This window comes from Actinophytocola sp. (assembly GCF_009379765.1).
Lineage (GTDB): Bacteria > Actinomycetota > Actinomycetes > Mycobacteriales > Pseudonocardiaceae > Actinophytocola.
Genome location: NZ_WHTD01000126.1, coordinates 1 through 24,671 on the forward strand (window position 1 = coordinate 1; position 24,671 = coordinate 24,671).

Consider the following 24,671-nt stretch of genomic DNA (forward strand, 5'->3'; position numbering starts at 1 on the left):
GGCGGTGCTCGAGCAGCTCGGGGCCTTGCTTGCCCCAGTAGCCGCCCCAGTTGCCGCTGTGGGCGCCGAAACCGTCGAGGCTGGTAAAGACGTCGAAAGTGTAGGTAGCGGTCATGATGCTCTCCTCGAGTGCGGTTGATCGGGTGTGAAGAGACAGACTGGGAACGACAACGAGACCAATCGCCGTTTGACTTTTGGAGCCTGGCCGCCCCGGATGCGGCCCCAGGGCTTGACCACGGCCAAGATGGTGGCGAAGGTCAGCGTGGTCAGCGACACGGCGGGAGAAGTAGAGCGTGGCACGCCGATTCACAGGTCTTGACTATTCCTCCTACGGCCGCCCGCCAGGTGTCTGGCCGCCGGTCGTCGGTGCGGCGAGCTCGGCCAGGTGGTGCAGCGAGTTGGTGAGATGTTCAGGGCCGAACGGCGGGAACTGGATGCCGCGCTCGCGGATGAATTGCGGCACGGCCGACCAGTCGTAGGTGAGCGTGACCTCGGTCTCGGACGGACCGAGCGGTGCCAAGTCGTAACGCCAGATCCAGCCGCCGAACTCCAGGTGACCGTCGTCCTTCTCCTGCCCCGTCAGCCAGCCGATGGCGCACGGCGGGTCGAGCACCTCGACCTTGTTGACCACCTGGTAGTCACCGTTTGGATGGTCGGGGTGATGCATGTCCATCCGGAAAATCTGCCCCGCCTCGGTCAGCGGCGCCCGGTCGGCAGATTCCTGAACCCAGCCGGTCCCGTCGATCGCAGCATGGGTCGTCGGGTCCGCCAGCACGGCGAACACCCTCGTGGCGGGCGCGGCGACAGTCAGGGTGGCGCTCACGTTCTCCTGGTCCACCGTGGGCTGGTTGGTCATGGGCTTCGCGGGAGCGGTGGTGGTGACGGGCATCGTGAGCCTCCGGTGAGTGGCGACCGGCCCGTTGCCGGCCTCTCACCTTGGCTACGAACGCGCTCGACGCCACTCGACACCACCGCGGAAAATTCAGAAGACGTACTCACTCCGGCCGCGTCCGAGGCGACAAGGCCTACTCGTCACGAGCGATCTGTCGGCAGCTGCGAACGCGCGGCATCACCGCCGTGATCCCCGAGCCTGCTGACCAGGCCGGGCATCGCAAACGCCCCGGATGCGGCCCCAGGGCTTGACCACGGCCAAGACGGTGGCGAAGGTCAGCGTGGTCAGCGACACGGCGGGGGAAGAAGAGCGTGGCACGCCGATCCACAGGTCTTGACTATTCCTCATCCGCCGGCTCTGGCAGCGGAGGGCGCGTTAGCTTCGTACGAGAGCCGCAGCAAGCCAACAGTGACTGAACTGATGTAGATGACCCTGGCGTGCTGACTGTTATAAGGTTAACGTTATTATTGCGACGTGGCGATTGGGTTGTCGAGCTACACGACAGTGTCGATGCTTGGTTCGAGCAGCTGGTGAAGGAGGACCCGGAGACCGCTGACTTAGTCGAAGAGGCGATCGACGTGCTCGCGAGAACTGGACCTACGTTGGGTCGGCCACTCGTAGACCGGATCAGGGGTTCGGCTTACCACAACATGAAGGAGCTTCGGCCCGCGTCAGCAGGCAGCACCAAAGTAAGGATCTTGTTCGTGTTCGACCCGCAACGACCGGCGATCTTGCTAGCTGCAGGTGACAAGGCCGGCGACTGGAGGGGCTGGTACGAGCGGAACATCCCATTGGCTGATCATGCCGAGCATCTGGCAGACATCGAAAACCCCTGAAGAGGACGGCGTGATGGCCCGTTCGTGGAAGGACGTCAAGGCTGACAAGGTCCAGCATGACAAGGCCAGTGGTCGAGACCTTAACGCCGCTCGGGCTGACGCCCGCACTCGGACTCAGGCGTATGTGCTCGGGTTTCGGCTTGCTCAGCTCCGCCAGGAACTCGATCTTTCGCAAGCCGAGATCGCCAAGCGTATGGGCATCAGCCAACCCCGAGTTAGTCAGCTTGAGAGCGGTGACGTCGGGCAGATGGAAGTTGACACGTTGAGTCGCTACATCCTGGCGCTGGGCGGTCGCCTGAAGCTAGTCGCTGACTTCGAAGATCATGACGTCAACGTGTCAACCAGCGAAGTCGACCGAGACGCCGCCCAGCAGTCGGACCTCGTGGTGTCTTAGGCACGTCTCGTTTACTTCACCGAGATCGCGCCCGAGCACGGGTGGAGCGACTCGTGGGAACAGATCGAACCGAACAGTTGCCTCCCTTCATGTGTTGGTATCTCCCATGCGGGCAAGGATTCGGCGCGCGTATTCCGTGATCGCCAATCCGGCGGCGAGCAGGTACGGTCCGACCATCAGGGCCGCGCAGAGCAGGCCGTACCAGAACTCGCCGCTCAGCGCACCGGCCGACATGTTCGCCGCAGTCCAGCGCAGGACCACGGCGATCACCGGCAGGACGAACAGGGCGAACCAGCCGAGCACGCCGGCGAACCCGGCGAGCCAGAGCCACCGGAACCACCCGGCGGCACGACGGTCGGCGGGCGAGGCCGCCGCCAGCTCCGCTGCCTGCTCGGGGGTCAACCGGCCGAACGCCTCGAGCAGCCGCAACGTCTTGACCCGCCACAGGTTGTGGCAGCCAAGCAGGTTGACCAGCACCGCGTACAGGTCCGTGCGCAGGAACACCATGCACTGCCACAGCAGGCCGGCCAGCTTCAGGTACACGCCGATCGCCAAGACCGCGTCCACCGCCGTCGGGGCCGACCACGTACCGGTGTGGATCAGCAGCCGCAGGGCCAGCAGCACACCCAACAACGCGATGTCGACCGCAATCCCGCCCAGCAGCGGGCCGTACCGCCGGCGGCGGGGCACGCTCCACACCTGCGTCAGGTCGGTCTCGAAGACCAGCAGCATCAGCCGCCGGTCGACGCCGAACCGCGCCCGCAGGCCGATCGCCCGGGCAGCGAGCCAGTGCCCGCACTCGTGCAGCGCCATCGTCAGCATGGACAGCGGCACCAGCAGCACCGCGCTCACCCCGATGTCGCCGAACAGGAACGCATCCCTGGCCGGGGCCGGGAACAGCGCCGGCGTCGTGACGAACACCGCCACGCAGAACAACGCGAGCGCCGCGTAGCACGCCCACGCGACCGGTCCGAAGAGCCTGCGGGCGAGCCCCTGACTGACCCCCACCAGCCAGCGCCGGCCCTGGATGGGCGCGGTCCGCGGCGCCTCCCGCAGCTCGCCGGTCCCGTCGTCGACGAAGCCCAGCTCGGTCAGCACCGCCACGAACGCGGCCACGTCCACCGGCTCGCCCGCGGCTGCCTCCGCCTCGGCCGCGACCTCGTCGAGCGTGTCGCCGCGCTGCAGCGCGGCGATCACGACGCCGCCGATCGCGGGGATCGTCACGAAGGTGCCGGTCTCCGGGTCGCCGACGAGCACCTCGTCGCCCTCGGCCACCACGCTGAGTGGGCGCAGCCGCACGGTCGCGGTCATCTCCCCGGCCGTGCTCATGGCTGCGCGACCAGCCCGCCGACGAGCGCGCACGCCGGGCAGCCCGGGTCGCGCGCGAACGGCTGCCAGGTCGGCATCAGCCCGGTTCGCATGTCGAGCACCACCTGGGTGCCGGCGGCGCGCGGCGGTTCGAAACCGGTCAGGTAGCGCAGCGCCTCGTAGGCGATCAGCGAACCGAGCTGCATCGCGATCGGGCCGATGAGCGCGTTGTTGAACCGCAGGGACCGCGACAGCCGCTGCGCCACCCCAGCCGAGGTCGGCTCGTCGGGGTCGGGCCGGTCGGACTCGTCGCACAGCAGGCACGGGCTGCGGCCGGGGTCGACCGAGAAGTACATGAACTGGGTGCGCTGCATGCCGCCACCGACGAACGGGACGCACGCGCGTAACGCCGCCTCGTTCACCCACAGGTGCGCGCCCTGCTCGCTGTCCAGCCCGCCAACGACGATGTCGACGCCTTCGGTCAGGTCCGCCAAGTCCGCAGGGCCGGAGATCCAGCGGTCAACCGGGCGCACCTCGATCGCCGGGTCGTACTCGCGGACCCACTCCGCGGCCCGCTCGACCTTCGACCGGCCGAGGTCGCGGTGCCGGTACAGGAACTGGCGGGCGAAGTTGCGCGGCTCCACGTCGTCCCGGTCGACCAGCGTCATCGCGCCGACCCCGAGCCCGGCGAGGCACTGCACGATGCTCGAGCCGACGCCGCCTGCACCGAGCACGAGGACGCGGGACTCGCGCAACCGGCGCACGAACTCCGCCCGGGACCGGCCCCGGGTGGCGAACGAGGCGAAGAACGTCAGGTTCGAGAACTGGCGGGCGTCGACGGCGGGATCGCCGAGCGCCCGCTCGCCGGGCCGCTCGAGCAGCCCGAGCGAGTCGAGCCCCGCCAGCCCATCGGACACCTCGTCCTCGGTGAGCTCGACACCCCGCTGGGACAGCGCGCGGGCCAGATCGGCCGCGGTCGCCGGCCCCTCCCGCAGCGCCTCGAGCAACGCCCGGACCTGCCCGTCCGGGTCGGCCAGCGTGAGGGCCTCGCGGGGATCGCGGACCAGGATCAGGTCGTCGCCGAGCGACTCCCACGCGCATTCCTTCAATACCACTCGCATCGCGGGTCTCCCGGTCGGCTGGCAGGCGAAACGGTGGGGGCGGAGGATGGCGCTCCGCCCCCGAGTCGGAGTGAACGTCACCCGTCGTTGCCTGTCGCCTTGACGGACTCGACCTTGCGAACCTCGATCGTCATGTCACCCTCCTCTCCGCGTGCGCCGTACGTGGCTAAGTCGCGAGCCTTGCCGACCGCGCGTGGCGGGTTGGTGATCTCGAACGATTTCGAACGGTCAGCGGGCGGTGAGCCGGGCGCGCATCTCGCCGGCCTCGGGAACGCCGAGCTCCTCGTAGAGGGCGAGTGCCTGCTGCCACTGCTCGCGGGCCTCGGCCGCCTCGCCCAGGTGGTGGTGGACCTCGCCGAGGCCGGCACAGGCCCGGGCCTGCTCCGGCTGCTGCCCGATCTTGCTGGCGTACATGTGCGCCTCGGCGTGCGCGGCCAGGGCACGCGCATGGTCGCCGGTGGCAAGGGCGACCTCGCCGATCCCGTTGACCGCCGTCGCCTGGCCGGCCGGGTCGCCGAGGTCGCGATACAGGCTCAGGGACCGTTCGTAGTGGCCGACCGACTCACCGTACCGGCCCGTCCGCCGGGCCAGGTCACCAAGGTTGTTCAGCGCGCGTGCCTCATCGTCCGGGTCGCCGATCTGCCGGGACAGGGCCAGCGCCTGCCGGTGGTGCTCGCCGGCCTGCTCGTAGTGGCCGGTCAGCTGCTCGATCACACCGAGGTGGTCGAGCGCGGTCGCCTGCCCCTCGAGCGAGCCGGTGTCCACGAACAGGGCCAACGCCTCCCGGTGGTGCTCGGCCGCCCGCTCGTGGTGGCCGGTCAGCTGCTCGATGACGCCGAGGTGGTCGAGCGCCCGCGCCTTGTTCTCCACCGCGCCGATGGCCTCGAAAACGACCATGGCCTGCCAGTGGTGCTCGGCCGCCAACTCGTAGCGCCCGGCCAGCTGGTAGATCACCCCGAGGTTGCCGAGTCCACTGGCCTCGCCGATCCGGTCACCGGCCTCCCGGGAGAGCGCCAGTGCCTGCTGGTAGTAGTCGGCCGCGCGCTCGTACCGCCCGGTGAGCTGGCTGGCGAGGCCGAGGTAACGCAGCGCCCGCGCCACGCCGTCCCGCCCGGCCGGACCGTCGCCCAGGTCCAGAACTCGCTGCATGCCGTCGATCACCTGCTCGTACCGCCCGGTCCGCACGTCCAGCTCGCCGAGGTTGACCAGCGCCCCCACCTCGGCCGCGACGTCGCCGTTGCGGCGCGCGGCCTCGATGACCTGCTCGTGCAGCAGCCGGCCGTCCGCGTAGCGACCAGTGACGGCGAGGTGGTTATGCAGGATCGCGGCGAATCCCGCGAAGGCGGTGTCGTCCTGCGCCAGGTGGGTGGCGACGGCGAGCAGGTTGATGCGCTCGGCGTCCAGCCACGCCCGGGCCGCGGCCGGATCGGGCAGCTCGACCGCGGGCGTGGCCGGCTCGGGCACCCGCGGCCGCCGGTGCCGGTCGTGCGGGTACACCAGATCCGTCGCCCGCGCCGCGGTGTGGAGGTAGTGCTCGCCGAGGCGGGCCAGGCAGGCGCGGCGGACCGCGGCGGGGTCCTCGTCGTGCGCGCGGCCGCCGGCGTAGGTGCGGATGAGGTCGTGGAAGCGGTAGCGGCCGGATGTCGGGCACTGCATCAGGCTGGCGGCGGTGAGCTGGTCGAGCAGGCGATGCGCCTCGTCGAGGTCGGTGCCGGTGAGCGCTGCGGCGGCATGCGGGGTGACACCAGCGCCCGGGTGCAGGGCGAGCAGCCGGAACGCGCGCTGCTGGTCGGCCGGCAGGTCGCGGTAGGACAGGCTGATCGCCACCTCGACGCCGCTGTCGAGCCGCAGGCTGTGCCGGTGGTGCCGCAGCCGCTCGAGGTGGTCGGCGAGCGTCCACTCCGGATCGGCCCGGATCCGGCTGGCGACCACCGCGAGCGCCAGCGGCAGGTGACCCAGCAACTCGGCGACTTCGGCCGCGATCCCCGGCTCGGCGTCGACCGCGCCGATCGCTTCGCGCAGCATGCCGACGGCTTCGTCGCTGGTCAGCACGTCCAGCACCAGCGGGCGGATGGACGGCAGGTCGGGCAGCCGGCGCCGGCTGGTGATCAGCACGAGGGATCCCGGGCCGGCTGGCAGCAGCGGCCGGACCTGCTCGGCCGAGGCGGCGTTGTCCAGCAGCACCAACGCGTTGCTGCCGCTCAGCAGCTGCCGGTACTTCGCGGTGCGCTCGGCCTGGCCGACGTGCTGGATCTGGCCGCTCCCGACGCCGAGCCGGCGCAGGAAACCCTCCAGCACGGCGTTCGGGTCGGCCGGCGGCTGGTCCGGGTCGTAGCCGCGCAGGTCGACCGCCAGCCGCACGTCGGTGAACCGGCCGGCGGCCGTGAGCAGGTGGCCCGCGCGGATCGCCAGCCGGGTCTTGCCGACGCCGGGCATGCCCGCGATCGCCCAGCCCTTGGTGCCCTCGAGCTCGAGAATGCGGCGCAGGTCGGCGTGCCGACCGGTGAACGACGGCAGGTCAGCCGGCCAGGTGTCAGCGACGCTGACGATGGCCGCGGCGCTGGCCAGGCCCGCGACCAGCCAGCACGTCTGCCGCCACTGCTCAGCCACCTCGTCGGCCGCCTCCTCCGGCACCCCGCCGACCGCGAGCAGCAGCCGCGCGATGTCGACGACCAGATCGATGTCCAACCGCGCCCGGCCGGGCCGAAAGCACCGGTAGACCGTGTTCAGCACGGGCCGCTCCGGCACCCGGCGGGCTGCCCTGTCGCGCACCAGTTCCCGATGCACGGCGCGGTAGGACATCCCCGACCACACCTGCAGGAGCCGCAACCTCTCGGTCAGCTGCTCCACGGTCGTCGCCCCGTGCGGAGTGGGCGGACCCCCGACTCCCCGCAGCCTCGCCCTGTCGACCCCCATCAGGCCATGAAACCCCAAACGCTCAGCCCGTTCCAGGGGCATTCTCGACGGCAGCGCCGACGCCGCGCGACCGCGGGAGCTGCGGATCGCCGAACCCGATCACCGCACGAGACCGGAGCCTGCTCGATGTCAGCGCGGGCCGCGACCAAGCTCGCCACCACATCGAGGGCAAGCCGCAACAACCAACCTGACACTCCCAGACCCAGCAGCACCATCGAGCTCGGGGCGCGTGGACGGGGCGACACCACGTGACGTAGCGCGGGTGCCAGCGAGATCAGGATGCCTGGAACGTGTAGCGGGTCTGGCTGTACGGCGCCTTGCCGAAGACCAGCACCTTGGCCGGTGTCACGGCGAAGACGGGTGCCCGGTGGTCATCGGCGCCGGGGTCGCGGAACTGGCCGTCGACCACCTCGAACGGCCAGTCGAGCTCATCCCGCCACATCTGCGCCAGCCGGGTCAGCGTCGGCTCGTCACTGACCTGCGCCACGGTGCCCTCGACGACCACGTCAATGCCTGAGCGGTAGGAGCTCGAGCCGGTGGTGAGCACGCAGCGCGGGTTTGACTCGATGTTGCGGGCCTTCTGCTCGTGTGCCCCGGTGCAGAAGTGCAGCTTGCCGTCCAACCACATCGCGGGCAGCGGCGCCACGTGCGGGCGCCCATCCCGGCGCACGGTGGACAGCCAGAACATCTCCGACTCACGCAACACCTGCTCGACGTCGGCCCACGGTACGGCCGTGCTGCCCGGCTCGCTGAACTCCGAGATGTACTGGCCGCTCGGCTCGGTCACCATCATCACTCCTCCTGGCCTGGCCTTGGCGAACGACTTCTCACCAGTACCGACCAACCCGCAGGGCGAAACTCATCGGTCGCGAGCGGGCGCCACCGAACCCGAGCTCGTGGCCGTCCGCGAACGGAATGGCCATCCACGCCGTCGCATCCACCGCTCGGGATGGTCCCTATCGGCTCGGGAGCGATCGCGGCAGCCCGAACCAGGGGAGCACGCTGCTGTCGAAGCGGGTCATGGCGCAGATCCGGACGCCTGCGAGGGTGAGGACGAACAGACCGGTCCCGTGGCGGATGCCCGTAGGACCGCGCAGGTAGGCCCCGAACGCCGGCTGACCGTTGGCTCGCGTCGGCACGAGGTCGAACCTCCGGCCCGAGCGAAGGATGCTGCCGCAGAAGCGGGCCGCGGCGTCGTGGCCTTCGTACTCGAAAGGCATCGGTGGCATGGAGATGAAGACGTCGTCCGTCAGAAGAGCCACCAGCGCGCCGAGATCGGCGGACTCCCAGGCGCGGACGAACTTCGTCACGATCGCATCCTCGGAGCGCGAGCCACGAGCGGGAGGTGGTTCGCGGTCGGCGGTCTGCGGCAGCCGACTCCGCAGGCCGGTGCGCGCCCGTTTGAGGGCGCTGGTGACCGAGTCGACCGTCGAGTCCAGCATGTCGGCCACCTCGCTCGCACGGAATCCGAGAACGTCGCGCAAGATCAGGACGGCGAGCTGGCGAGACGGCAGGAGCTGAAGGGCGGTCACGAAGGCCAGGGACACGGCTTCGGTCTGCTCGTAGCGGGCCTCTGGGCCGAGCGGCACATCGACCGCACCGTCGAGGGGGGCGTCGGGAAACGGCTCGAGCCACACGACTTCGCCGAGCCGGGACGGTTCGGGCGGTTCGACATTGGGCACGTCCCACTCCTTGGCCGGGCGTCGGCCGGCCGAACGCCGCGCGTTGAGGCACCGGTTGGTGGCGATCCGGTACAGCCAGCTACGGAGCGAGGCCCGCCCCTCGAACCCTCCGAAGCCTTGCCAGGCGGCCAGCAGCGTCTCCTGGAGGGCGTCCTCGGCGTCCTGGAAGGATCCGAGCATCCGGTAGCAGTGCACCTGCAACTCGCGGCGGTACGGCTCGGTCAGCGCTCGGAACGCCTCGCCGTCCCCGTCCCGCGCCTGGGACATCAGGTCACCTGTTACCACGTCGCGTCACCTTCTCCCCGTATCTCGCCGCCGTTCTTGACGTATGGACACCGACCGAGGGGCGAACTGGGCGGTCGGGTGGCGCCCAGTTTCCCGATACCGCGGTGTCTTCATCAGTGGTAGTCGACAACGCCAGCGAAGGAGACCCGAGATGGGAAAGATCGTGATCAGCGAGAACGTCTCGCTTGACGGAGTCGTCCAAGACCCCACCGGCGAGGAGGGCTTCCGGCACGGCGGCTGGTTCAGCCAGGTTGGGGACAAGGACCGCGAGGAATGGGCCGCGGTCGAGTTCGAGGAGGCGCTTGGCGCCGAGGCCCTGCTGTTGGGTCGGCGGAGCGACGAGTACTTCGGAACGCGGTGGACAGGCCGCGGTGGCGAGTGGGCGGACAGGCTGAACAGCCTGCCCAAGTACGTCGTGTCCTCGACCCTCATAGATCCCGAGTGGAGCAACTCGACGGTCCTCGGTGGCGACGTGGTCAACGAGGTCTCGAAGCTGAAGCAGGCGGTAGACGGGCAGATCGTCGTCTACGCCAGCCGTCAGCTCGTGCACACCCTGATGGAGCATGACCTGGTCGACGAGCTGCGGCTGATGGTCTACCCGTTCGTGCTCGGGGCTGGCGAGCGTCTCTTCGGCGAGACCAGCGACAAGAAGTCCATTCGCCCCCTCAACACCCGGACCGTCGGGGACAGCCTCGTCCACCTCACCTACGAGATCGTCCGAGACGCCTGACAGCCGAACGGCGGCGTCGGCCGGAGATGCCACCCGGAGGAACGCGTCCTGGCGCTTACGACCAACAGCGGGACGAGCATGGAGCCGGATCGGCCGGGCGCCGGCCGATGTCCCGGACAGGCGCGTACTAAGGGACGAACGGCGGAAGTTGCCGAACGGACGCGGCGCCCGCCCCGGCACAGGTGGTGCCTCCAGAGTAAGAGACACAAGGTCCGCCGGACTTGGCCAGACGCCCAGTCGCCGAGGCACTCGGCATCGAGGAGGGCTCCCGGTCGTAGTCGGCGTCGACGAGATGAGCCAGATCCAGGCATTAGGGGTCACGCCCCGCCCCACCTCATCGACATTGAGATGTCACACACCGGCTGGAGTCGAGCGGACCTCCTCGGCGGCGCCGGGTGGCCCGGCATCGGGAGAACGACATGCGGCACACGATCGTCTACGTACACGGAGCCGGGAACAAGCCCCGTACGGGGCGGCTGCGGATGGAGTGGGACCGCGCACTGTTCGGTCGGGACCTCGGCGCCTCCTCGCGCATGGCCTACTGGGCCTCGGTGCGGCACTCCCGGCCGCTGGACGAGCTGCCGGCGGCGGAGGCGCCGGCGACCCAGCTCGTCGAGGCGCCGGAGCGGTACATCACCGACACGCTCCTCGGGGCGGCGAAGGAGACCGAGTCCGCGGTCCCGAGCGACGACCGGCTCGCGCCGTGGCTTCGCCGCATGACCTACGCGGCCGAGGCGCTCGCCGGGGACTGTGGCACCGGCGAGGCCATGCCCCTGCCTCGCGCGGCACGCATCGCCGTGTTCCGGGAGCTGGTGCGGCGCAACTTCCAGGACGTGCACGCGTACTTCTTCGGCGGTGCGAAGGAACCCATGCGCCACGCGGTCCGCGAGGCGCTCGACGGCCTCGACGGACCGGCGGTCGTGCTCGGGCACGGCCTCGGCTCGGTCATCGCCTACGACGTCCTGCGCGAGCTGGACGGCCGCGGGCCGACCGTGCCGCTGTTCGTGACGGTCGGGTCGCCGCTCGGGGTGACCGAGGTGCGGGACCTGGTGCGGACCCCGCTCGAGGTTCCGGTCGAGGTCACGAGGTGGCTCAACGTGTCGGACCCGCGGGACCCGGTCGCGCCGGACCACGCGGTCCGCTCCGAGCTCGACCCGGCCGACCGGTGCCAGGACGTCGTCGCCACCAACACCGGCGAGGGCCACCACGCGATCGGGGAGTACCTGCGGACGCGGCCCGTCCGCGACGCGATCCTCACGCTGTTCGGCGAGGGCCCCGAGGCAGCCGTCGCGGCCAGGGTCGCCGACCGCACGACCGAGCGCCGAGCGCGGATCGGCCTGCTCGGCCGGCCGGGCGGTCTCGCCAGGGCGGACGACCCGCGCCGGGTCGCCACCCGGATCGACCGGCTCGGCCGGCACCACCCCGACGTGCGGCCGGTCGACCCCGACGCCCTCGCCGCGAACGAGCCGGCGGCGGTGGCCGCGGCGGAGGACGTCCTGGAGCGGATCATCGGGACCGACGACCTCCTCGGCGTCCGCTACCTGGAGGGCGGGGTCGCCGCAGCGCGGGCCGTCGGGCGGGTCGTCATCCGCGAGGAGGACGGCCGGGTCGCCGGCCACGGGACGGGCTCGATGGTCTCGCCGGAGCTGCTGCTCACCAACCACCACGTGCTCCCCGACGCCGCCACCGCCAGGAACAGCCAGATCGAGTTCGACTACCAGGACGGGCTCGACGGCCGGCCGCTGCCGACGGTCGAGCTCTCCCTCGACCCGGACCGGTTCTTCCAGGCCGACCGGACGCTGGACTTCGCGCTCGTCGCGGTTCGGGCGACCCCGGCCGAGCTGGCCCGGTTCGGCTTCAACCGGCTGCACGATGCGCAGGGCAAGGCCATCGTCGGCGACTTCGTCACGATCATCCAGCACCCGGGTGGCGAGAAGAAGCAGATCGCGTTGCGGGAGAACCGGATCGTCGACGTGCTCGAGCAGTTCCTCCACTACGAGACCGACACCGAGCCGGGCTCGTCGGGTTCGCCGGTGTTCAACGACCAGTGGGAGGTCGTCGCGCTGCACCACGCCGCCGTCCCCGCGCCCGAGCGGGGCGAGCTCGGTGGCTGGCTGAACGAGGGCGTGCGGGTCAGCCGGCTGATCGCCCACCTGCGGGGCCAGGAGTACCCGACCGCGCAGCGGCCGCTCATCGACGCGCTCCTCGGCCGCGACGCGCGGGAGGCCGTGCGCATCGACCCGGACTACACCAACCGGGCCGGCTACGACGCCGACTTCCTCACCGGCCACCAGGTGCCGCTGCCGACGCTGCCCGAGGACCTCGTGGCGAAGGCGGCGGTCAACCGGCTGGCGGCCGGCGAGCCGGCGTACGTCCTGCCGTACCACCACTTCAGCGTGGTGCTCAACAAGGAGCGCGGGCTGGCGTTCTTCACCGCGGTCAACATCGACGGGGCCGTCAGCGAGCGGCTCCCTCGAGCGTCCGACCACTGGTCGCTGGACCCGCGGGTGCCCGACGGCGAGCAGACCGGCGAGGCCGTCTACCGCGACAACCCGCTCGACCGCGGGCACCTCGTCCGCCGGCTCGACCCCGCGTGGGGCACGACGAAGGCGATCGCGAGGGCGGCCAACGACGACACGTTCCACTTCACGAACTGCGCGCCGCAGCACGCCGACCTCAACCAGAACGAGACCACGTGGGCGGGGCTCGAGGACTACATCCTCAACAACGCCGACACCCGGGACCTGCGGGTCAGCGTGGTCACCGGTCCGGTGCTCGCCGAGGACGACGACCCGTACCGCGGGGTGCGGCTGCCGCGCCAGTACTGGAAGGTCGTCGCGATGGTCACGAGCTCCGGGGAGCTGTCGGCCACCGGGTACCTGCTCAGCCAGGCCGGCCTGATCGACGGGCTCGAAGCGGCGGCCGAGTTCTCCTACGGCGCGTACCGGACCTACCAGGTGCCGGTCCGCCGCATCGAGGTGCTGACCCGGCTGTCGTTCGGTGACCTCACCGCCGCCGACCCGCTCGGCACCGGCCCGCAGGAGGCGACGGCGACCGCGCGGGAGATCACCCAGCTCCGCCGGATCGTGCTCTGACGGGCCGGACCTGCGCGGTCATCGCGGCCTCGCCGTCCTATGCGTGGACACGGAGACCACCTCCGAAGGGACTCTGCCGGTCCTCGGCCAGCAGGTACCGGTAGGTCCGGTCGACGCCTCGCGCGAGGCCGGCCACCACGACGGCGCCGCCGCGCACCGACCAGAGCCTGCTGACCGTGCTGTCCGGCGCCGGCCTCGCCGAGGAGGACTGGCTGTCCTCGGCGATCCTGCTCGACGGCTACGCCCGCACCACCGCCGCACTCGCCCGCGACCTCGACGAGAGCCCCGCGACCCCGGTCCAGTCCGCCGAGGTGACCGGGTTCCTCCACCCGCTGCTGAGCGAGCGCGACTTCCCGGTCCTGGCCGCGATGCCGGCCGCCCGGCAGTACGCGGACAGCTCCCCCGAACCCGACATCTCCTACGGCCTCGACCGGATCCTCGACGGCCTCGAAGCGCGGATCGCGGGTGGGACGGGGGCACAATGAGTGCCATGACCACAGGACCCGACCGGCCGGAGCAGGACGAGGTGCTCGACGCCGAGGTCGTCGAACCCACCGCGGTGGAGCTCTCGGCACAGCCACCGCCGGTCGTCCCGGCCGGCGACTACACCGACGCGGGAGTACCGAGCTTCGACTACGTCCGCGACCGGATCGAGGGCCGGTACGCCACCTCGCTCGGCGCCGGCGAGCTGCCCGAGGAGGCGGCGACCACCAACTCTCTCGACGAGCAGATGGCCAAACGCGAGCAGGCCGGACGCGACAAGCTGGAGGAGATCCGCCGCGCGATGCGGGAGAGGTAGGCGCGGTGGTTCCTCGCCGGGAAGATCGACAGCCCCTCGACCGGCCGGCGCGCGTGCTGCTCATCCACGGCGGGCTCTGGGACGGCCTGGACGCCGCCCGTTTCTGGCACGCGCCCGGGGTGGTGGCCGGCCTGCGGCGGCGCGGTATCGAGGTCGACGCGCCGGACCGGCTGGCGCGGCCGGCGGACTGGACGGCCGACGCCCTCCGGCTCACACCGACCCGCCCGGTGGCCGTGGTGGGCGCGTCGAACGGCTGCTCGGTGGCGGTGCGGCTCGCGCTCACGATGCCGGCCTCGGTGACCCGGCTGGTCCTGGCCTGGCCGGCCACCGCGGTCGACGACCCGCCGACCCGGGCCCTGTTCGCGGAGCTCGGCGCCGGCCCCGCCGTGGTCGACGCGCTCCTGGCCGGCGAGACCCTCCGCGGCACCACCGACACGGAGCTGGCGACCCTCGGGATGCCGGTGCGGGTCCTCCCGGCGCGGTACACCAGCGGGCGACGGTCGACGCGTTGCTGGAGCTGATCCCCGACGCCGTCGAGGTGCCCGGGTGCCCCGAGCCGGTTCGGCCGGAGTTTCCCGAGCACCTCGACGGTTTCCTCGACGCGATCACCTGAGGCCGCCGGACGGTCCGGGTCACCGGCACCCCCGACTCCTACCAGCTGCTGTCCACAAAGGACATCAAGGCGGGCAGCGTCACGGTGACGGTAGGGGCGGGCGTGCGGGCCTACTCGTTCACCTTCGGCTGAGCTGATGCGGTGACCGGCCGGCCCGGCCAGGAGATCACGACCCGCGAGTGGACCTTCTCGACGACATGGCCGTCGGGGAGGTCCGCGGTCGGGGTGGCGGCCGGCCACACCTCGATGCGCGCGCTCGGTCCCGGCCGGTGGTCGCGGTGCCAGGTCCGGACCAGGTCGACGTAGCGGTCGGCCTGGTACTCGGCGTCCGGGCCGCGCGCGCGAACGCCCAGCTCGAAGCGGCCGGCGCCCGCGGGGCGGATGTCGCGGTAGGCCAGGGTGGCGCCGGTGACCGCGGTCGGGACGCCCCAGCGCGCGGCCTCCGGGAAGCCCCGGCGGGTGTCGGTGGCGACCAGGTGGCAGAAGCCGGAGGCGGTGGAGGCGAGCCACAGGTCCAGGTCGTCGGACGGCTCACCCGTGGCGACCTCGATGCCGGACCACCGGGTGAGCACCGGCTCGCCCAAGGAGACGCGGAGCTTCTCGACGCCGGAGGGCTGCCGGCCGTCGACCCGCAGCCGGACGGACCCGTCGAGCGGCACCCAGTCCTCCCCGGCCGCCCCGATGCCCCGCATCGGCACGAATACCGCCCGGTGGTAACCCGCGCTGACCAGGCGGTCCCCGGCACGGTCGAATGCCACGGCGCGGGTGAGCCCGCGCATTCGCAGCGGCACGACCAGCCGACCGCCGTCGGCGAGCTGGTCGAGCCACGCCGGCGGGATGTCCACGGCCTCGGCGGTGACGATCACGCGGTCGTAGGGCGCGTGCGCCGCGACCCCCAGCTCCGCGTCCGCGTGCACGACGTCGACCTGCGCGTATCCGGTGTACGCGAGGCATGTTCGGGTTCGGTGCACGACCTCGCGGTCGATGTCGACGGTCGTCACCGCACCCTCCGGGCCGACCAGCTCGGCGATCAGCGCGGCGTTGACCCCACCGGACCCGATCTCGAGCACCCGCATGCCGGGCCGCAGCGCCGCCTGCTCCAGCATGACGGCCTGGACCCGCGGCTCGGAGATCGAGCTGACCGGCACGCCGTGCTCGTCCCGCTCGGTCACCACCGCTTGCCCGCCGTAGACGTGCTCGGGCGGCGTGCCCGGCGCGAACAGATGTCGCGGCACCGCGCGGAACGCCTCCAGGACGTCCGGGCTGACCGCCCGGCCGGACATGAGCCGGGCGATCATTCCCTCGCGTGCGGCGGCGAACGGCGAGAACGCCGACCTGAGGCCGAGAGCGGAGCTGCGCAGACCGTCCACTGTGTCCTTTCCGGCGCGGGGGGAACGGGTACACGTCCACTACTACCACGTGCGGGGAAAGGCGGACGTAAGAGAACGGCCCTCCTGGCGTGCGCCGGAGGGCCGTTCTCGTGGTGGTGCTCACATCATCGAGTGCTGGGTGACCTGACCGCCGTGGATGGTGACCACGGCGTGCGGGGAGCCGTCGTGGTGCCAGACGGTGTACTCGCCGGCAGGCACACCGGGGAAGACGGCCGTGTACGCGACGTGGCTCCGGCCGTGCCGGGCGTGCACCACGTTGTGGCTGCGCCTCGTGGTCGGGTCCACCCCCGGGCTGATCTCGATCTCCCGCTCGGCGAGCTCCGGGCCGGCGGCGATGACCAGCGCGCCGACGTCGCCGCCGATGTCCAGAACCAGGGTGTCCGGTCTAGTGTCCATTGTGGATCCTCCGCTCATGTCCACGCTCATGTCCACGGGTTGGTGAAGCCGTCGTGCGGCACGCCGAGATAGGGGAACCGGTCGAGGTAGGGGATGTCCAGGTCGTCCGGGGTCACCCCGTCGTCGACCTGGGCGGCTGCCTGGTCGGGCGTGTAGTTCTTGTCCACCAGGGCGTAGGTGGCGCCCGCGATGGCCCGCAGCTCGATCGCGACCACGTCGTCGAACACCCGGCGGCCGTTCGGGAAGCCGGCGAGGTCGCCGTCGAGCAGGCCGAAGATGCTGGGTTGACCCGACGGCGGGATGGCCGTGTTGAGCCGCATCAGGTCCGCCTGGGTCTTGCCGGTGAAGTTCTGGAAGCCCGGGATCAGGCCGGCAGGGATGCCGGTGAGCAGGATGGCCAGCAGGTCCGCGCGCGGCGTGCCGGACTTGTTCAGCACGTCGAGGTTGGGGAACACGCCCGGGAACAGCCCCGGCAGCAGGCCGGCGACCTCGGGCTTCGCCACGAACTTCGCGAACCGGGCATCGCCCTCCGGCGACTGGGTGTTCCAGAAGTCCTTGCGCCCCATCGGCACGATGACCTCGTTGAACAGCGGGTTCGCCAGCCGCGAGACCTGCCGGTACGGGCCGGTGCTCCAGGTGTTGTTCAGCTCGGTGTCGAGCATCCGCACCCGCTGGCGGCTCGCCGTGGTCCACACGCCGATCGTGGCGCGCGGGTCGTTGACGTCGCCGCCCCGCCAGCCGCTGCGGGTGAGGTCGGTGACCGGGACCTGCAGCGCGATCGTGTGCACGTTGAGGTTCTTCGTGGCGTTGACGCCGGGGCCGGACTGGGGGAACTTGTTCAGGCCGAACGTCGTGTGCGCGTCGGCGAACGGGCGCGGGTCGAGCAGGTCGAAGATCGCGCCGAGGTCGACGTAGAAGCCCTCGGCACGCTGACCGGCGAACACCCGGCGCTTGCTGCCGAGGTTCTGCACGGCGGCGTCGGCGAGCGCGTTGTAGTCCGGTGTGGACAGTGGGCCGATGTTGCACGGCGGGCAGGGCAGCCTGCGACCGAGCTGCTGGGCACGGCCGCGGCCGTCCTTGCGGGTGACCGAGTAGAACTGCCGGCGGTTCCAGTTCGGCGAGTCCAGGGTGAGGATCGGGCCGGTGTTGTAGAGGAAGGTTGTTCTCGTTGCGCACCTCGGTGGTGAACCGGAACTCGTAGCTGACGTCCGCCCGGCTGTCACCGTTGTTGTCGATGTGGATCTCGTAGCGAACGTCGTCACCGAACTCGTAGAAGTTCGGACCACCGGCCGGCGCCTGTAACGGCACATAGTTCGCGATCAGGGTCACGGTATCCGGCTTGTCCGGGCTGACGAAGGCGTAGACGTCGGTGGAGTCGGCGACCGGGTCCTTGGAGATCTCGGGCGCTTCGCGGTGTGAAGACATGGGTCTACCTCACGGGAGATGGAAAGGGAGCCGGACGAGAAGTCCGGAAAGGAAGGAAACGCCGAGGATCAGGCGGTGGCGGCCTTGGCCAGTCGGGCGGCGAAGGCGCGGTCGGTGACCTGGACGCGGCGGGTGCCGACGAACACGTCGAAGTGGCCGGTGGCGGCGTCGCGCAGGTGCACCATCACCGGTTCGGTCGGGATGCCCTTCGGGGTCTCGACCTCGGCGGACCCGTCCGCCACCGACTGCGTGACCAGCGGAACGGCCGCGCCGACGACGACCCCGGCCGCGGCGAGACCGGCACCGGTCAGGATCACCTTGCGGCGGGAAACGCCACCCGAACGCTGGTCGGGCTGCTCCTTGTGAGCCATGGGATCAACTCCTCTGAGTGGTCTGGGCGATCGATATTCGACGCCCCGCACCCGGTGGATTGGCCCGAGTCTCCGCCGTGCCGCAACGATCTTACGAAGTCTGGATGCGCTGGTAGTGGCGGCGCGCCTTGAGCCGGTTGCCACACACCTTCATCGAGCACCAGCGCGCGGTGTTCGCGCGACTGCGGTCGAGCAGGAACAGCCGGCACTCGTCGTTGGCGCACGGACGCAGCCGGCCGGGCATGTCCTCCCGCAACCGGGCCCAGGTGAGCACGAGCCGGGCGGCGAGCCGGTGGTCGTCGTCGACGTCGAGGTGCCAGCTGACCCCGGTGCTCGCGAGCTCGGGCACGAGCCGGGCGCCGTGCAGCTCGAGCACGCTCGCCGGCTCGTCGCCGCGGACGACCGCCTGAAGCCGGTCCCTGGCGGCGAGGACCCGCGCGACCTCGACGGGCGAGCCGGTGCCGCCCCGGGTCCGGGTCCACTCCCGCGCGACATCGTCGGCGAGCTCGTCCCGCGGCGTGCCGTCGACGACAGGCGTGCTGTTGAGCAGGTCGAGGAGGGTCTGCTCCTCGGCGGTGTCGGTCACCCGTCGATTCTAACCCTCTTAGCCGTCTTGACAAGTTAGGCGACTCGGTGTCTCATCTACCTAACCGACTCAAGACAACAAGGGAGTTAGAGATGGTTCACCACCGGACGGCGACCGTGGCGGGTCAGCCGATCTTCTACCGGGAGGCCGGGCCCGGCGACGCCCCGGTCGTGCTGCTCCTGCACGGCTTCCCGACCAGCTCGCGGATGTTCCGCCACCTCATCCCGGCGCTGGCCGACCGCTACCACGTCATCGCGCCGGACCACCTCGGCTTCGGCTACTCGGCGGCCCCGGCGGACGTCGAGTACACCTTCGACATGCTGACCGACGTCACCGAGGGCCTGCTCGACGCGCTCGGCGTCGACCGCTTCTCGATGTACGTCCAGGACTACGGCGCCCCGATCGGCTGGCGGCTCGCGCTGCGCCGGCCCTCGGCGGTGCGGGCGGTGATCAGCCAGAACGGCAACGCCTACGAGGACGGCTTCGTCCCGGAGTTCTGGGCGCCCGTGTGGGCCTACGCGAAGAACCCCGGCCCGGACACCGAGCCTGCCGCGCGCGGCGCACTCGAGGTCGACGCGATCCGCTGGCAGTACCTCACCGGGGTGCCCGAGCCCGACCTGGTCGACCCGGACACATGGGTCCTCGACCATCTCGACATGCGACGACCCGGCAACGAGGAGATCCAGCTGGCCCTGTTCCGCGACTACGCGACCAACCCGCCGCTCTACCCCGCCGTCCACGAGTACTTCCGCGCGAGCCAGGTGCCGCTGCTCGCGATCTGGGGCGCGGGCGACGAGATCTTCGGCCCGGACGGCGCGAAGGCCTTCGCCAGGGACCTGCCCGACGCGGAGATCCACCTGGTCGAGGGCGGCCACTTCCTGCTCGAGAGCGCGCTCGACACGGCCGTCGGGTACATCCGCCCGTTCCTCGCCGGGGCGGTGTCGTGATGGGGCTGTCCTGGCAGCAAGGCCCGCTCGCCGCGGGCGCGGTGGGTCGCTTCCTCGTCCCCGACCCGCTGCCCGACCGGATGCTGTTCGCCGAGCCGCTGCGCAGGCGGATGCGGGTCCGCTTCGGCGAGGAGTGGATCGCGGACAGCGAGGACGTCGTGCTGCTGCACGAACCCGGCCGCTACCCCGTCGCCTACTTCCCGCTCGGCGACGTCGCGCCGGGCGTGTTGGAGCCGCTGGACACCGTCACCCGGCACCGCGACCTCGGCCCGACCTCGTGGTTCGCCGTCCGGGTGGGTGAGCGGCACACGCAGCGGGCGGCCTGGCAGCACACCGGCCTGCCCGGGTATGCCGGCGAGTTGGCCGAGCGGGTCGCGTTCGCCTGGCGGGCGATGGACGCCTTCTACGAGGAGGACGAGCGGATCGTGGGCCACGCGGCGGACGCCTACCACCGCAACGACATCCGCCGCACGTCCCGGCACCTGGTGGTGCGCGAGGGGGACCGGGTCGTCGCCGACACCACGGCGCCGCTCGTGCTCTACGAGTCCGGCTTCGCGCCGCGCTGGTACGTGCCGCGCGCCGACGTCGACGAGTCGGCGCTGACCCCGGTCGACGGCCGGACCTTCTGCCCCTACAAGGGGTTGGCCGACTATTACGACGTCGGCGGCGCGCGGCGGGCGGCCTGGTCCTACCCCGAGGCGTGGCCGGAGGTCGGGCGGGTGCGCGGCCTCGTGTCGTTCGAGCCGGACAAGGTCACCGTGCTGCTCGACGGCGCCGTCCTGGCGCCGCCGCCCGGTCAGCGCGTCACCCCGCACGGCATCGACCGCGGGCTGACCGTCGACGAGGTGGCCTGAGCCGTGGCGACCCTGGTCTCCCTCAACGCCGGCATGCCGCGGGACGTGCCCTGGCACGACCTGACCGTCCACACGGGAGCGTGGAAGGACCCGGTCGACGGGCCGCGGATGGTCCGCAGGCTCGGGGTCGAGGGCGACGGGCAGGGCGACACGGCGGGCCACGGCGGCGAGAACCGCGCCGTGCTCGTCTACCAGGTCGACTCCTACCGGCACTGGGAGGACCACTTCGGCTGCGACCCGCTGCCGTTCGGGATGTTCGCCGAGAACCTGACCGACGAGGGGCTCGCCGACGAGTCGGTCCACGTCGGCGACCGGTACCGGATCGGCGAGGCGGAGCTCGAGGTCTCCCAGCCGCGGGTCACCTGCTACCGCGCGGGCCTGCGGCTCGGCGAGCCGGAGCTGTCCGCGCTGCTGGTGTCCCACCACCGGCCGGGCTTCTACCTGCGGGTGATCCGCGAGGGTCGCGTCCGGGCGGGTGACGAGATCGTGCGGACCGCGACCGGGCCGGTGAGCGTCGCCGACGTCGACGCGCTGCTCTACCTGCCCGATCCCGACCCGGAGCTGCTGCGCCGGGCGGTCGACATCCCGGCGCTGAGCGAGGGGTGGCGAACCTCGCTGCGGGAGCTGCTCGACGGCACCGCCGACCCCGGACCGGCGTGGACCGGGTTCCGGCCGTTGCGGGTCAGCCAGGTCGTCCGGGAGACCGAGACCGTCTCGTCGTTGCACCTCGACGCCACCGACGGCAACGGTCTGCCGGCCGCGCGGGCGGGGCAGTACCTCACGTTCCGGCTGCCCGGGGCGGTGCGCAGCTACTCGCTCTCCTCGACGCCGGACACCGGCAGCTACCGGATCAGCGTCAAGCGCGACGGCACGGGCAGCGGTTACCTGCACTCCCTGCGGGCCGGGGCCACCCTCGATGCGGCGGCGCCGCGTGGTGAGTTCGTGCTCGACGAGGGCACCGGGCCGGTCGTGCTCGTGTCGGCGGGGATCGGGATCACGCCGGTGCTGTCGATGCTGCACGACCTCGCCGCCCGGCGCGGCGAGCGGGAGGTGTGGTGGCTGCACACCGCGCGTTCCGCACGCGACCAGACGTTCGCCGACGAGGTGCGGGCGCTGCTCGACACGCTGCCGAACGCGCGGGCACACGTCTTCCACTCGTCGACGGACCGGCTCACCGCGAACCGGCTGGCCGCGTTGCCGCTTCCTCCGAACGCCACCGCGTACGTCTGCGGCCCGGCCGGGTTCATGACGGACATGACCGAGGCGCTGCACGCCGCCGGGGTCGCCCGGGTGCGGACCGAGACCTTCGGCGCGCTGGGCGCGATCACCCCCGGCCTGACGACCGTGCAGGCGGGGCGGCCGCCGCACCCGCCCGAGGGCCCGGCCGGCGACGGGCCGATGGTGACGTTCGCGCGCAGTGGCATCTCGGTGCCGTTCGACGCGAGCCGGCGCTCCGTGCTCGCGCTGGCGGAGGCGTGCGACATCCCGGTGCGCTGGCAGTGCCGGACCGGCGTCTGCCACACGTGCGTGACCCCGATGCTGTCCGGCGAGGTCGCCTACTCCCCCGCGCCGCTCGTCCCGCCCGCGGCCGGCGAGGTGCTGGTCTGCTGCGCCCGGCCGGCGACGGAGGTCGTGCTGGACATGTGAGTCCTAACATTGCGGGCGTGCCCGAACTTCCCGACTACGGCCACCGTTCGCTGGCCGAGGTCCTCCCCGCCCTGCTGGCCGCCCTCGGCGCGCCAGAGCCGGCACCGGCGCTGACGATCGGGCCGGCGCGGGCCGCGGCCCTGCTGCTGATCGACGGCCTGGGCACGGAGCTGCTGCGGGCCCACGCGGCGGACGCGCCGTTCCTCGCCGGGCTGGCCGACGCCGGGCCGCTGACCGTGGGGTTCCCGTCGAGCACGGTGATCAGCCTCGCGTCGCTGGGCACGGGCCTGCCGCCCGGCGCGCACGGGATGCTGGGGACGTCGTTCCGGGTCGGCTCCGAGGTGCTCGACGCGTTGCGCTGGACCGCCGGGTCCGACGACATGCGTGATCGGCAGCCACCGGAGGAGGTCCAGCCGGCGCGGACGGTGTTCGAGCGGGCCGAGGCCATGGGCATCGACGTGACGGTCGTGTCCAAGCGGGAGTTCCGCGGGTCGGGGCTCACGCGCGCGACGCTGCGCGGGGGTGCCTTCCGCGGCACGCACGCGCTGGGCGACCTCGCGGCGGAGGTCGTCACCGCTACGGCCGCGCCGGGGCGGCGGCTGGTGTACGGATACCACGCCGACCTCGACGCGATGGGGCACGTGTACGGGCCGGGGTCACTGCCGTGGCGGGTGCAGCTGGGGCAGGTGGACCGGCTCGTCGAGGCGATCGCCTCCCGCCTGCCGGCCGACTCGGTGCTGGCCGTGACCGGCGACCACGGCATGATCACGATGGACCGGGTGTTCGACGCCGACACCGATGCCGACCTGCGGGAGGGCGTGCTCCTGCTCGGCGGCGACCCGCGGGCCCGGCACGTCCACGCCGCCGCGGGCGCCGCGGCCGACGTGCTCGCGACGTGGCTCGGGGTGCTCGGCGACGCGGCCTGGGTGGTGCCGGGCGAGCAGGCGATCGCGGAGGGCTGGTTCGGCCCGCTGGCGCCGGAGTTCGCCACCCGCATCGGCGACGTGGTCGTGGCGGCCCGGGACGACGCGGGCGTGATCCGCTCGGCGGCCGAGCCGTTCATCTCCCGAATGGTGGGCCAGCACGGCTCCCTGTCGACGGCCGAGCAGCTGGTGCCACTGCTGCTGGCCCGCCCCGCCTAATGTCCCCGCCGGGAGTCTGTTGCGTGAGTCGGTGAATCCAGGTTTCTGTTGGCAAGGCGCCGGTTCGTCCTCGTACCGGGTTGTACTCGGGCGGACCGGCAACGCCGCCAGCAGGAAGCTGGGCCGGCGAATTGAGCAACGAACTCCCGGCGGGGGACACTAATGCCCCGACCGACCCCGGCCGACCTCGCCGCGGCCCGATCCAGGACGTTGCCCGACGTGATCGCGCCGGGCCTGGCGGTGCTGTTCAGCGGCATCAACCCGGGCCTCTACTCAGCCGCGACCGGCCACCACTTCGCGAGGCCGGGTAACCGGTTCTGGCCGGCCCTGCACCGGTCCGGCTTCACCCCGCGCCAGCTCCACCCCTCGGAACAGGACGAGCTCACCGCCCTGGGCCTGGGCGCGACGAACATCGTCGCCCGTGCCACGGCACGGGCCGACGAGCTGACCCCGGACGAGCTCCGCCGGGGCGCTGAGCTCCTCGCCGCGCTGGCGGAGCGGTACGCACCGAGGTTCGTCGCGATCGTCGGCATCTCCGCGTACCGCACCGCGTTCACCCGCCCCAAGGCGACGATCGGCCCCCAGGACGAGCGGATCGGCGGCGCGCGCCTGTGGGTGCTCCCGAACCCGAGCGGCCTGAACGCGCACTACCAACTCCCGGCCCTCGCCGAGGAGTTCCGCGCCCTTCGGGCCGAGGCGGTCTCCTGGAGTGATCCGTGATGTCGGTGTTGTCGGTCAAAGGTGATCAGTGATCGTTCGCGGTCCGGTCGGTGGTCCACTTGTGCCGGACGCCCGCGGCCATGGCCAGGGGGCGCTGGGTGCGTGCTACGTGTCGGCCGAGGTCGAGTCGGCTTGCACACCGCCGAGGCTGCCGTTGCGACCTGGACGGCGCATGGGTCAGTCAGCATGGAACGGCCGGCTCGGTTTCGTATCCGTGACGCGCCGGAGCCCCGCTGTCGCCCGCTGTCGCCCACCGTCGCAGGGGACGATCCCCGTCCGTTCTGTGGCGCCAGTGTCAGCTGGTCCGGGGTTGGTCAAGGGGCGCCTCCCGCGAAGGACCGACTTGCTGGGCTCGATCCGCGTACCTCACAGTCGCGGTCCAGCGGTCCACGCCGCTCCGGCGCGTCACACCCCATCCCGGCCGCGGCCCCGCCCATCCCGGCGTGACGGCAGCGACCTCGTCGACGTCAAGACCGTTCGTTCTCGGGCTCCGCCCTGCGGGCGCTCCGCCTTGGCCCCCC

Annotated in this window: 24 protein-coding genes and 3 pseudogenes; 14 read left to right on the plus strand and 13 right to left on the minus strand. The window is 71.6% G+C overall.

The window, feature by feature from the left end; genetic code table 11:
* Positions 1-115, minus strand: a pseudogene (locus tag GEV28_RS30365) (deaminase); the annotation flags it as partial.
* A 213-nt stretch (positions 116-328) separates the two neighbouring features.
* On the minus strand, positions 329-889 hold the full coding sequence (locus GEV28_RS30370) for an SRPBCC domain-containing protein (protein ID WP_367115227.1): 561 nt from the start codon (positions 887-889) through the stop codon (positions 329-331).
* A gap of 128 nt (positions 890-1,017) precedes the next feature.
* Between GEV28_RS30370 and GEV28_RS30375 the strand changes: the two are divergent.
* The 3 genes and pseudogenes from GEV28_RS30375 to GEV28_RS30385 form a co-directional block, all read left to right on the plus strand.
* Positions 1,018-1,125: pseudogene (locus GEV28_RS30375) on the plus strand (IS5/IS1182 family transposase); the annotation flags it as partial.
* A gap of 345 nt (positions 1,126-1,470) precedes the next feature.
* Positions 1,471-1,728, plus strand: coding sequence for a type II toxin-antitoxin system RelE/ParE family toxin (locus GEV28_RS30380; RefSeq protein ID WP_367115229.1), 258 nt, complete (start codon positions 1,471-1,473; stop codon positions 1,726-1,728).
* Positions 1,694-2,122 (plus strand): XRE family transcriptional regulator, encoded by a 429-nt coding sequence (locus GEV28_RS30385; RefSeq protein WP_291415890.1) that lies wholly within the window; start codon positions 1,694-1,696, stop codon positions 2,120-2,122. The genes GEV28_RS30380 and GEV28_RS30385 overlap by 35 nt, the downstream gene beginning before the upstream one ends.
* 87 nt (positions 2,123-2,209) lie before the next feature.
* On the opposite strand, the gene GEV28_RS30390 is transcribed toward GEV28_RS30385, so the two are convergent.
* The 5 genes from GEV28_RS30390 to GEV28_RS30410 form a co-directional block, all read right to left on the minus strand.
* Complete coding sequence (locus tag GEV28_RS30390; protein WP_291415891.1) at positions 2,210-3,451, minus strand: hypothetical protein; 1,242 nt, start codon at positions 3,449-3,451, stop codon at positions 2,210-2,212.
* Positions 3,448-4,551: a ThiF family adenylyltransferase gene (locus tag GEV28_RS30395; protein ID WP_291415892.1), complete on the minus strand. Its 1,104-nt coding sequence runs from the start codon at positions 4,549-4,551 to the stop codon at positions 3,448-3,450. The genes GEV28_RS30390 and GEV28_RS30395 overlap by 4 nt, the downstream gene beginning before the upstream one ends.
* Before the next feature lie 228 nt (positions 4,552-4,779).
* Positions 4,780-7,401: a tetratricopeptide repeat protein gene (locus tag GEV28_RS30400; protein ID WP_291415893.1), complete on the minus strand. Its 2,622-nt coding sequence runs from the start codon at positions 7,399-7,401 to the stop codon at positions 4,780-4,782.
* Positions 7,402-7,741: 340 nt separating this feature from the next.
* Complete coding sequence (locus GEV28_RS30405) at positions 7,742-8,260, minus strand: pyridoxamine 5'-phosphate oxidase family protein (protein WP_291415894.1); 519 nt, start codon at positions 8,258-8,260, stop codon at positions 7,742-7,744.
* A gap of 163 nt (positions 8,261-8,423) precedes the next feature.
* Positions 8,424-9,434: a sigma-70 family RNA polymerase sigma factor gene (locus tag GEV28_RS30410; protein WP_291415895.1), complete on the minus strand. Its 1,011-nt coding sequence runs from the start codon at positions 9,432-9,434 to the stop codon at positions 8,424-8,426.
* Between the two features lie 151 nt (positions 9,435-9,585).
* Between GEV28_RS30410 and GEV28_RS30415 the strand changes: the two genes are divergently transcribed.
* From GEV28_RS30415 to GEV28_RS30440, 6 genes are all read left to right on the plus strand, one after another.
* Positions 9,586-10,164 (plus strand): dihydrofolate reductase family protein, encoded by a 579-nt coding sequence (locus GEV28_RS30415; RefSeq protein ID WP_291415896.1) that lies wholly within the window; start codon positions 9,586-9,588, stop codon positions 10,162-10,164.
* A 419-nt stretch (positions 10,165-10,583) separates the two neighbouring features.
* A complete protein-coding gene (locus tag GEV28_RS30420; protein ID WP_291415897.1) occupies positions 10,584-13,259 on the plus strand; it encodes a DNA/RNA non-specific endonuclease in 2,676 nt (891 codons plus the stop codon).
* A 170-nt stretch (positions 13,260-13,429) separates the two neighbouring features.
* Positions 13,430-13,744: a TetR/AcrR family transcriptional regulator C-terminal domain-containing protein gene (locus GEV28_RS30425; RefSeq protein ID WP_291415911.1), complete on the plus strand. Its 315-nt coding sequence runs from the start codon at positions 13,430-13,432 to the stop codon at positions 13,742-13,744.
* Positions 13,745-13,749: 5 nt separating this feature from the next.
* Complete coding sequence (locus tag GEV28_RS30430; protein WP_291415898.1) at positions 13,750-14,058, plus strand: hypothetical protein; 309 nt, start codon at positions 13,750-13,752, stop codon at positions 14,056-14,058.
* A gap of 53 nt (positions 14,059-14,111) precedes the next feature.
* On the plus strand, positions 14,112-14,579 hold the full coding sequence (locus tag GEV28_RS30435) for an alpha/beta hydrolase (RefSeq protein ID WP_291415899.1): 468 nt from the start codon (positions 14,112-14,114) through the stop codon (positions 14,577-14,579).
* Positions 14,580-14,734: 155 nt separating this feature from the next.
* A complete protein-coding gene (locus tag GEV28_RS30440) occupies positions 14,735-14,803 on the plus strand; it encodes a hypothetical protein (protein ID WP_291415912.1) in 69 nt (22 codons plus the stop codon).
* Here GEV28_RS30440 and fxlM read toward each other — a convergent pair.
* The 6 genes and pseudogenes from fxlM to GEV28_RS30465 form a co-directional block, all read right to left on the minus strand.
* Complete coding sequence (gene fxlM, locus GEV28_RS30445; RefSeq protein ID WP_291415900.1) at positions 14,782-16,041, minus strand: methyltransferase, FxLD system; 1,260 nt, start codon at positions 16,039-16,041, stop codon at positions 14,782-14,784. The genes GEV28_RS30440 and fxlM overlap by 22 nt on opposite strands.
* A gap of 120 nt (positions 16,042-16,161) precedes the next feature.
* Complete coding sequence (locus GEV28_RS30450) at positions 16,162-16,458, minus strand: hypothetical protein (protein ID WP_291415901.1); 297 nt, start codon at positions 16,456-16,458, stop codon at positions 16,162-16,164.
* 26 nt (positions 16,459-16,484) lie between these two features.
* Positions 16,485-17,768, minus strand: coding sequence for a DUF4331 domain-containing protein (locus tag GEV28_RS30455; protein WP_367115228.1), 1,284 nt, complete (start codon positions 17,766-17,768; stop codon positions 16,485-16,487).
* Positions 17,680-17,883: pseudogene (locus GEV28_RS42660) on the minus strand (DUF4331 family protein); the annotation flags it as partial. The pseudogene GEV28_RS42660 and the gene GEV28_RS30455, both read right to left, overlap by 89 nt.
* Positions 17,884-17,951: 68 nt before the next feature.
* Positions 17,952-18,254, minus strand: coding sequence for a hypothetical protein (locus tag GEV28_RS30460; RefSeq protein WP_291415903.1), 303 nt, complete (start codon positions 18,252-18,254; stop codon positions 17,952-17,954).
* A 91-nt stretch (positions 18,255-18,345) separates the two neighbouring features.
* Entirely contained in the window at positions 18,346-18,840 is a 495-nt protein-coding gene (locus GEV28_RS30465) for a CGNR zinc finger domain-containing protein (RefSeq protein ID WP_291415904.1), read from the minus strand.
* Positions 18,841-18,932: 92 nt separating this feature from the next.
* Here GEV28_RS30465 and GEV28_RS30470 point away from each other — a divergent pair, with 92 nt between their 5' ends.
* The 5 genes from GEV28_RS30470 (at position 18,933) to mug (ending at position 24,150) form a co-directional block, all read left to right on the plus strand.
* Positions 18,933-19,787 carry an alpha/beta fold hydrolase gene (locus GEV28_RS30470; protein ID WP_291415905.1) on the plus strand — a complete coding sequence of 285 codons (855 nt, stop codon included), beginning with the start codon at positions 18,933-18,935 and terminating at the stop codon, positions 19,785-19,787.
* The gene (locus GEV28_RS30475) at positions 19,787-20,641 is read left to right on the plus strand and encodes a DUF427 domain-containing protein (protein WP_291415906.1); all 855 of its coding nucleotides are present in this window, start codon (positions 19,787-19,789) and stop codon (positions 20,639-20,641) included. Before GEV28_RS30470 ends, GEV28_RS30475 begins: the two co-directional genes overlap by 1 nt.
* Before the next feature lie 3 nt (positions 20,642-20,644).
* Positions 20,645-22,288, plus strand: a complete 1,644-nt coding sequence (locus tag GEV28_RS30480; RefSeq protein ID WP_291415907.1) for an MOSC and FAD-binding oxidoreductase domain-containing protein — start codon at positions 20,645-20,647, stop codon at positions 22,286-22,288.
* Positions 22,289-22,305: 17 nt separating this feature from the next.
* A complete protein-coding gene (locus GEV28_RS30485) occupies positions 22,306-23,430 on the plus strand; it encodes an alkaline phosphatase family protein (protein ID WP_291415908.1) in 1,125 nt (374 codons plus the stop codon).
* A 162-nt stretch (positions 23,431-23,592) separates the two neighbouring features.
* Positions 23,593-24,150 carry a G/U mismatch-specific DNA glycosylase gene (gene mug / locus GEV28_RS30490; protein ID WP_291415909.1) on the plus strand — a complete coding sequence of 186 codons (558 nt, stop codon included), beginning with the start codon at positions 23,593-23,595 and terminating at the stop codon, positions 24,148-24,150.
* Positions 24,151-24,671 lie beyond the last annotated feature (521 nt).